The sequence below is a fragment of the Desulfurobacterium sp. genome (assembly GCF_027028515.1).
Lineage (GTDB): Bacteria > Aquificota > Aquificia > Desulfurobacteriales > Desulfurobacteriaceae > Desulfurobacterium_A.
This window is the reverse complement of sequence record NZ_JALVIW010000080.1, coordinates 1-8,781: the sequence shown is the minus strand read 5'-3', so window position 1 is coordinate 8,781 and position 8,781 is coordinate 1. Positions and strand designations below refer to the sequence as shown.

5 protein-coding genes and 2 pseudogenes are annotated in these 8,781 nt (G+C 38.4%); 2 read left to right on the top strand and 5 right to left on the bottom strand.

What is annotated here, in order from left to right; translation table 11 throughout:
- Positions 1–237: pseudogene (locus MV676_RS07165) on the top strand (hypothetical protein); the annotation flags it as partial.
- 11 nt (positions 238–248) lie between these two features.
- Positions 249–1,328: a hypothetical protein gene (locus tag MV676_RS07160; RefSeq protein WP_297446238.1), complete on the top strand. Its 1,080-nt coding sequence runs from the start codon at positions 249–251 to the stop codon at positions 1,326–1,328.
- On the opposite strand, the gene MV676_RS07155 is transcribed toward MV676_RS07160, so the two are convergent.
- The 5 genes and pseudogenes from MV676_RS07155 to MV676_RS07135 form a co-directional block, all read right to left on the bottom strand.
- Positions 1,325–1,837, bottom strand: coding sequence for a hypothetical protein (locus MV676_RS07155; RefSeq protein WP_297446236.1), 513 nt, complete (start codon positions 1,835–1,837; stop codon positions 1,325–1,327). The two genes, MV676_RS07160 and MV676_RS07155, sit on opposite strands and share 4 nt — an antisense overlap.
- Positions 1,809–5,723: a conjugal transfer protein TraG N-terminal domain-containing protein gene (locus tag MV676_RS07150; RefSeq protein ID WP_297446233.1), complete on the bottom strand. Its 3,915-nt coding sequence runs from the start codon at positions 5,721–5,723 to the stop codon at positions 1,809–1,811. Before MV676_RS07150 ends, MV676_RS07155 begins: the two co-directional genes overlap by 29 nt.
- Before the next feature lie 9 nt (positions 5,724–5,732).
- On the bottom strand, positions 5,733–7,262 hold the full coding sequence (locus MV676_RS07145) for a conjugal transfer protein TraH (RefSeq protein WP_297446230.1): 1,530 nt from the start codon (positions 7,260–7,262) through the stop codon (positions 5,733–5,735).
- Positions 7,263–7,273: 11 nt separating this feature from the next.
- Positions 7,274–8,299 (bottom strand): TraU family protein, encoded by a 1,026-nt coding sequence (locus tag MV676_RS07140; RefSeq protein ID WP_297446228.1) that lies wholly within the window; start codon positions 8,297–8,299, stop codon positions 7,274–7,276.
- Positions 8,283–8,781: pseudogene (locus tag MV676_RS07135) on the bottom strand (hypothetical protein); the annotation flags it as partial. The gene MV676_RS07140 and the pseudogene MV676_RS07135, both read right to left, overlap by 17 nt.

Sequence of the window (8,781 nt, the reverse complement as noted above, 5' to 3'; positions counted from 1 at the left end):
ATAAAAGAAAGGGCAGAAAAAGAAGAATACATTCCTCTTTCCCATGCAACAATTCAGATGATGGAAGAGGAATTTAACAAGAGACTGGAAATAGAAGAAACGTTTGAAAAATACATAGAAATGCTGGAGCAGGAAAGCCTTGAACTGACAGAAGAAGAAATAAAAGAAATTGAACAGGAAATAAAGGAAATAAAGCCGGAAAACGGATTTGATTTTGATGAAGAACCGCCTTTTTAAAGGAAAATAAAATGAGTGTTTTAAAAGAATACAGTCTTTCACAGGAAGAAATAAAACAGATTAACATAGAGGATCTGTACATTTTTAATGAACTAAAAGAAAAAGGAGAAAAACACATTCAGTATGTAATAAATCTGATCAAAGAAAATCCCTGGTTGATAGAAGAACTCTGGACAATCCAATGTCCAAGATATCAAAGAAAGCTTAGATCTGTCACCCCATTACATTCATCAGTCGAAGAAACCCTAAGACTAATATGCGACTACCAAAGGTCTAAAAAAATATCCCCTGTTATAACTTACGGATTTAAGAATGCCTTTGTCCTGTATTACATACTCCTACAATTGGAAGGAGGGAGAAGGTCTATTTTCGTGGAAAGGATGGTTAAAAAACTGCCTCCAAAAAAAATAAAAATTTTGTACTCACTTTACACCCTTTCTTTCGGAAAATACGAAACAGTAGATACCACTCCTCCATACTTTAGAAAAGAAATAGAAGATTTGCCAATTTATAGTAACCCTTACAGAGAATCAGGAGCATTTATTTTTGAAGACAAAATAAGGGCAAAAGGATTTCAAAAAAGTATAAAAGGAAAAATACCTTTTAAAGAAAATAAAAACATGTCAGAAGAAGAAAAAAAAGAACTGAAAAAGCTGTTCTCCATAGTAGGAAAAGGTTATTTAAAATACAAAGCTTTGTACAAAGAGGAAATAAGTGGGAATAGAGCCCTGGCTAAATCTCTATATGTTCCTATGATACTAATATTTTGTATATTCTTTCTGGCAGTAATAGGGGGTTTATGCGGAAAACCCTTTTTCTATGCAGGAATAGCAGTAGTTTCAACGACGTTATCAGCAAGCATTCTCTACAGCCTTCTTAAGGAAAAAATCTACAAAATATACCCAAAACCATTCATAACATTTCGCATGTGGATAGTGAGGTCAAGCCCTTTAGTCTCTCTATCTTCAGATTATATTAAAAAAGAAATTCTTAAAGAATATCTCAACTACAACAAGTCTAAAGAAAAGTTCCCAGAATTAGAAAAAATCCCCATTAAAAGGGAAATAGAAAAGGCTTATGTAAAGTGCTAGTTTTCAAAAAAAACTTTCCTCGCTATCTCTTCCGCCTCTTTTTCGCTCATCCCTTTTCCTGCAAGCTCTTGCTTTAATTTTAGGAACTTATCGTGCATCAAATCAGGTTCTTGTAGTTGAACTGTTTTCCTAAAGTAAGACTCTATTATTCTCAAATGATCATCAGACAAGGCAATGTCAACATCTAAAATCTTTCCACAATTGGCAGCTGCAAAATCTCCGTTTTCGTCGTAACCCATAGGCAAAACAGCTATTTTTAAAGTCTTTTTCTGCTTCAATAAATCAAGAAATTCTTCACTGACTAAAACCAGCCCAGATAAACCCAACCTAAGAAATAGATCGTTATTCAAAAGAATCAAACTAACAGCAATACGACCATCCTCTATAAAAGACAAACTGGGAAAAACCAGAACAATAGAATTATTATCCTCCAACATAAAAACCGGATACACTGGGTCATTTATTTCAATTTCTGCTGCTTTATTTTTCTCGTTCTCGATTTGAGTCATCGTATTCGCCCTCCTTTCTCATATATCTAGAAAATTTTTCATACAACCTATGATCGTGCTCCAATAAATCTAAATTTGCAGGATATCGTCCTCCAGTTTTCTCATAAATAAGCATTGAAGAATAACGATACACATCACTCAAAGTCGCCAAAAAGTCTCTAACATAATAAGAACCAAAATTAGCAAACTCAACCTGCTCTCTTACCATATCAATAGGATGATTTTTAATCAATTCATTATACTTTTCAGTAGATAAGAATGGAATATATGACTTCTTATACCTTTCATTAGAAACATAATCATATCCCGTCAATGCTACATCTGCAATTATCAAGAGCGGCTGTGCTTTTCCCACCAATTTAGCACCTCCCTTCACTGTACTTCGTACAGCCCCTTTTGTCCTCCTGGTTATCTCTTTCACTTTGCCAAACTCTCGCGAAGCACCATCTAAAACAGCCTCATCAACACTGGCAACTACGTCTAAAGCTTGTTGTTCTATCTTTGAAAGCTTTCCTGAAGTTGCAATATTTTCTCTAATAAAGGATAGAATCTTTCTGTTTCTGTCTATAAGCTCACTTTGTAAAGCATCTCTTCTTTCTAAAGCATCGGCAAGCTCGTTAACTTTCTTAAGAACATTCCTGTTTGCTCCACTTTCGTCAGCAAAAAGAATTTGAGATCTCCTTCTTATTTCTTCAGGAGTCAACTTATCTATATCCTGCCCCAAAACTTCTTTTAACTCGTTTCTTCTACTATTAATTAAATCCTCTACTTGTTCCAATTCACGAGAAACTGCATCCCTCTTATTAACCATATTTCTATACCGATTATAATTGGCATCACTAACTTTACCTTTTTTATGTAATCTTTCTACTGCTTTTTCAGCTTCTGAACTACTTAAAATCCTAGACGCTCGAAAACCTTTCTTGCTCATTTCGAGCAACTTTTTGACCACCTCCTTTATTCCTTTTGCCCCTAAACGTATGACTAAACCTCCAAAGCTATGCATTACACCGAAGTATTCTGCTTCTGCAAGAATATCAATTGCTTCCTCGTAAGATCTTCCTCCGTACTTCATGATATCTTCAACAAGCGAACGTCTGAGCTGCTCCCTGGCCATTCCTGTCCTGCCTGTAAACTTCTCTATTGCCATTGCGGCATCAAATTTTTCCTCAGGAGTCATACCATCCATTTCATCCAACTTACCAAGGACCTGTTCAGTTGAAGCACCTTTTTGATAAGCAAGAGCAGTCTCGTAAATATCTAAAGCCCTATCATCGCCATATCTTCTGCTCAAAGATGCAAGCATTTTATAAAACGCTGCATGTTCTGCCCCTTGAGACTGCCCCATAATTTCGGCTCCTTTAGCCCAGGCCTCTGATCTGCTCATTCCGGGGTTTGCTTTCATTATTGCGTCAGCAATTGTATCCATCTTAGACTTGAAGGTTTTAAGGTCAACTATACCTTTGGAACCAAGTAAACTTCCAAGAGCCTCAACACCCCCAAAAGCATTAACCTGTGCAAGCCCAGAAATACCCCTGGCAAGATTCAACAGATAATTACCTTTAAATGCCTTTGCCAGCATATCATCTGTTATTACTCCTCTATCATAAGCCTCAGCTATAGCCTCAGATTTTATGCCCTCGAACTTTCCTTCAAGAAGGGCTTTGGCATTAATAGCTTTAACAACGTCTCCACCGAAAGCTTCTTTAAACTGTTCCCAAGTCCTTGCTCCTGCAGACCTCCTCTCCGATTCAGCCCTGGCAACCCTTGTAACGGCCTTTTGGAAATATTTCATCTGCTCGTCCTTAGAAAGTTTATCAAAATTCTTACCGTCCATCGCCGCTTCAGTTCTTGCAAGGTTTACAAGAGCCTCGTTTTTCATAAGATTCTCGTACTTCATGTACTTTTTGAAACCTTCCAAACCACCAAAAACATCTGCTTTAGCAAGAAGATCCCCAACATTAAACTCTTTTGAAAGCTGACCCACTTTTGCTAGATAGTCTTGATATGCCTTAATGGCTTTACTGTCCCCACTCGCATAGGCGTTCATAAACTCATCAACGCTCTTATAGCCTTTTAAAAATCCGGATTTTATTGCAACACTTATATCTGATTTAACCCTGGAAAGCCAATCTACATACTGCTGGCTCTGTTGTGCTCTTATAAAATCGTCAAAACTGCCCTTACCCCCCTCTTCTTTCCATCTTTTGAAAGCATTTAAAGCCGCCTGTGCTCCCACTAATAGCTTTGTTCCGGAAACAGTTCCTGTTGTAGGGCTTTTAAAACTATTCTCCATTAATTGATGTTCCTTTGCTCTCTGGGCTACGGCCTGTATGCCTCCGGGAAAGGCGTTGGCAAAGGAAAGCCCTCTGTTTTCACCAAACATCTTCTGTGCAGAAAAGTAAGTGGATATTGCCTGCTGAGATGCAAAAGTTCCCGCACCATACTCTCCAACCGTCTTGGCTTCTCCAAGGGTTTTACCTGCAGCTGCAGGATCAACAGTCTTGGATGCAACCGAAGAACCAACTGCAGAAAACATTCCTGAAAAACTGGAAGCAAGAGACGTTAAGGCGTATTCGGAGCCTTTTGCAAGAGCCAAAGCTAAAAACGGAACTGCAGCTGCAAACCAGGAACCAATAGAAAGCAGGGTGGTTGCCTGTTCATATATGCCTTCCATATTTGCAAGGTTGTACCCACCTGTTGTAGCAGACAGAGATCTACTAAAGGCCTCAAATGTATCAGAAAGCAAAATCGATATCACGTAGTTCAAAACGCTCATTACAGGTTCCCAGAGAGCTATCCACATAAACCAGAAAGTATAAGTATGCAAAAACCTCCATCTCACAGGAGTCATCATTGTTATCAGAACAAATGGAAACAAAGCAAATAAAAGCATTGTTATTATAATCTTCAGATAAGGAACAAGCTGTCGGGCAACATCACCGGAAACCTGCCAGTTTTTAAAAGCGGTCAATAGAGCCACTTTTGTTGCGTAAGCAGAAGCATCCCCACTAATACCGGATTCAAGAGCTGCATCTCTTAAAGACTCCACAACCATCCGGGCAAAAACTGTTTGCTTAAAAGCATCTTTTAAGTCTGTTCCCGGCTGGGATAAATAGGTATTGAAAACCTCCTGAACCTTTGTGTTGTTGTTAGTAGTAGGAACAAAAGCTGAAAAAGCCTGTAAAAAAGCACTGTTTGAGTAGTTGTCCAGCTGGGTACCAATATCTTGATAAGCCACCTGACAGGTTGTCGAAACCCCTTCCGGGTTTGTTTTGTCGTAATAAATTGTCCAACCATTTCTCACTGGATTCATGTAAGCATATATATCCGTTGCATACACGAGATCCTCAAAGTTTTTGTTTTTATAAACCACGTCATCAAAGAAACAGTCATATATAAATCTTTTGATAGATCTCATCAAATAAGGATCAGGAACTTTTGATCTTGAAAGAGTATTAAAAACTAAAGGAGCATAATTATAGCCTGCATTTGAATAATTTATGTTGTTTGGTATTGTATAGAAGGATTCAAAGAGATTAAGAATAACCTTTTCCCCGGTACTAAAAACTGAAGCAAGGAAAGCAAGCCCTATTGGAACATCATCAACAGTTCTAGCGGCTCCGGAAACATTATCTATAATATTAACAGAAGTAGTAATCCTCATAAAAGAAAAAATTAAAGCTATAGTCATAAAGTAAAATCCAAAACCTTTCAAAAGAGTATAGCTGTCAAAACGCAGAAGCATCCTTACCAACACAAGAGCGAGAGAAATAATAAAAACCAGAACCAAAAGGGAATGAAAATCATTACTCGTTATTAAAGAAGCAACAGCCTGGAGTATGGTAGCTACGTGATCACTTGAACCCCAAACATATATGTTCATATCAGCCCCCTATTCAACACTGGCAGAAAAGTTATAAGATTTCTCAAGACCGTAAGTCCTGAGGGTATTCATAACGAATCTCCAGCTATTTTCGTAATTCTTTCTAAGAGTATTGAAATCGGATTTAAACGTATCCCAAATGATCTTCCTTGAATCTGAAACAACCCTCTGTAATTCTTTAACCTTGTTTAAATAGTCGTTAAGAGGAGACCCTTCCCCACATATACTGTCTGAGGCATCCTTTTGTGCCGTAGCACAGGCACTGGACACCGAAGAGAGTGCCTCTGTAAGATTACCTAAAAGTATAGAAAGCCTATAGTAAAAAGCATCAATATACATAGCTTGAGCTAAAGAATTGGAAAGAGAAGCTAACTTGCTTGAAGAATCGCTAAAACCTAATTCTTCTGCTCTTGCTATCCAGTTAAGATAGGTGTAGACAGGGAAAACAGAAGTAACTATAAAAATCTGCTCATTCGCATCCAAATCTTGCCCTGATCTTATCTTTTGATAAATGCTTTGGATTGTATTTTCATAGGAATCTAAAAAGGGCTGATGATCAAAAGATTTACAGGAATTGGTTTGAAGATCGCTTACAGTTTCAGCGTAATATGTAACATTCATTCCTCCGATAGCACAAGATTTCATAGGAGACCCCGCTGAGGCATTTTTTCCATTAGAACAAACCACACCCAAGAAATAAGGACTTAAATCATTACAGGGACTAATATACGTAACATCAGAAGTACTCACAATTAAATCTCCTATATAAGCTCTTACTATCTCGATTATCGATTCAAAATACGGCTCACTTTTTAATCTGGAATTAACCCTAAGATATTCCAAAACACCTTCATTAAAAAGCAAGCCAGACTTAGCCCCCTTTTTTACACAACTATCATAATCTTGACCTGTTAAAACCATACAATCATAAGCCCCTGTAACCTCTTTTTTCCAATCTTCAATAGCCTGCTGGAACTCTGCTAAGTTGGTTTGCATTGTTTTTATCCAATCGTTCGTGTCTTCGCTTTTTCCTTTATCAACATTATTTTTCCCCGCAACACCTGATAACTTCATAGCATATCCTACACCTGCCTTGGCAAGGGTACAGGCATCCATGTTCAGGGAATTAACAATATCAGATATTGACTCCAGTGAACTTAATATTGCCTGACATCTCTCACAAAGATTAGAAAGAACAAGCTGAAAAGCTAAAGCGGGAGCCACCTGCAAAACCGCCTGAAGCTTCTGGACAAGGTCATCAAACTTCAGATAGGAAAAACTGCCGAGAGAAATGTCTACACCACCACAACCAGCACTTATTCTGGGCGGAGAAAAAGAAAGAGGTTGGATGGTGGGGTTTGGAACTGAATACCTGACGCCACCACCGACGAAATAACCCCTCTTTTGGGATTCAAACGCATTGTTGTCAACGGTCTGAATGTTGTTAACTATGCTATCAACAAAATCCGACATGCTGTCAGCTTTAACACCCGAGAATACAAATAAAAATAAAATCAATGCTATTATCCCTCTCATCATTTTTTCCCTCCTTAAAAAGCACAACAGGATCTGTATCTATACAAAAACCACGCAAAGTTATCTGCTTTAGAACCTACATAAGGGTTTTTCCCTTTGTCATACAACATGGATTGATACCCTACCGGAACACGGTTAGGATGAGGAACAGGGAATATCACCTGTTTATTATAAGCTGTCTTCTTCCATATCGGCTGATAGTAAGGACCACAAAGAGCCTGACTGCCAAGCCATCCCCAGAGAATACCTTTTCTGTGCAGAGAGTAAACCCCTTTTTCCAAACCTGCAGCGTTGGCAGCAAAAAGGTTGTTAGATTTTATGCTACCTGTTAAAGGGCAAACTGCATGCGACCCCATACACCAGTAAAGCACGTCTATAGGCATCTTATTGGCAGCTACAGCTGCAGAATCCACAAAATTGCAGGCTATTTGAGCAGGAGGGGAGCTAAGAACAACACATTCAGGATTAACCACCAGAGACCACATGTCGTCATTCCAGAAAAAATCAACAACGGACATGTAGAAAAACTCTTCCTTATAGTTGAAACAGACGGAATCTAAAAAGAGCTGAAGATATTTTATCGGATTAAAAGTATAGGCGTTGAACTGGATAAACTTCTTGTCGTCACCAACTTTCTTATGTCCCCCCTGACCCTGCTGTTCAGTTCCTGATGCAAGACTGTTTATGCCAAGAGGAAGATATAAACCCAATCCCGGAAAACAGTAAGGATCTTTAACAGTTTCAACAATTGCTGCCACTTCCCAGTAGTTCAGAGTCAACCCTATTCTGGGAAAAGGATTCATGCAAACACACAAAGGAGAAGAAGGAATGTCCGGAGGAGAGTTATAGGATTCAGGACTTCCCCCTGAAATCGCAGTTACACCCCCAAGCTTAAGGGGAAACATATTCTTTATGGTAGAGAGAAAAATATTTATATCGTAAACGATCCTGGCAGGATCACTGGAACAGGCACCATACGACTTTAAGGAAACCAAAATGGCGAGCAAAACTGATAAGAAAAGCTTATTTCGCTTCAGCATCCTTCTTCACCTTTAAAAATAAAAAACCGTTTTTAACGGAATATTTTTTCTCCTTTAAGCTTCCCTTTTTATCTACGGCAAAAACTGTTATCTTCAGCTTTTCACCATCAACAGTAACCCTGCTTACAGTTTCCCTTACACCCAGCCTTTCCTTCAGATTTGAACCTCCAAAATAATAAACAGGAACTCCAAGCTCTTTGGAAACCCTGTAAAAACTGCCATCTGTAATAAGGAAAGCCACCCTTTCATTTTTAAAGTGTTTTTTTACAAAAGCTACTTCTCCCTCGTCTTTCCCGTTAAAAATAACAAGGTCAATGGGCTTAAAGGGTAAGTATTTTAAAGGGTTAAATCTGTTACCTTTCTTATACAAAAGAACAAGCTTCCCATTTTTAACTCCATACACATCTTCAGGAACTTCTGCCCACGGAACGTAATAGTAAATCCGGGATTTCTTCGCCTTCTCCAAAACAACGAGATCCGGA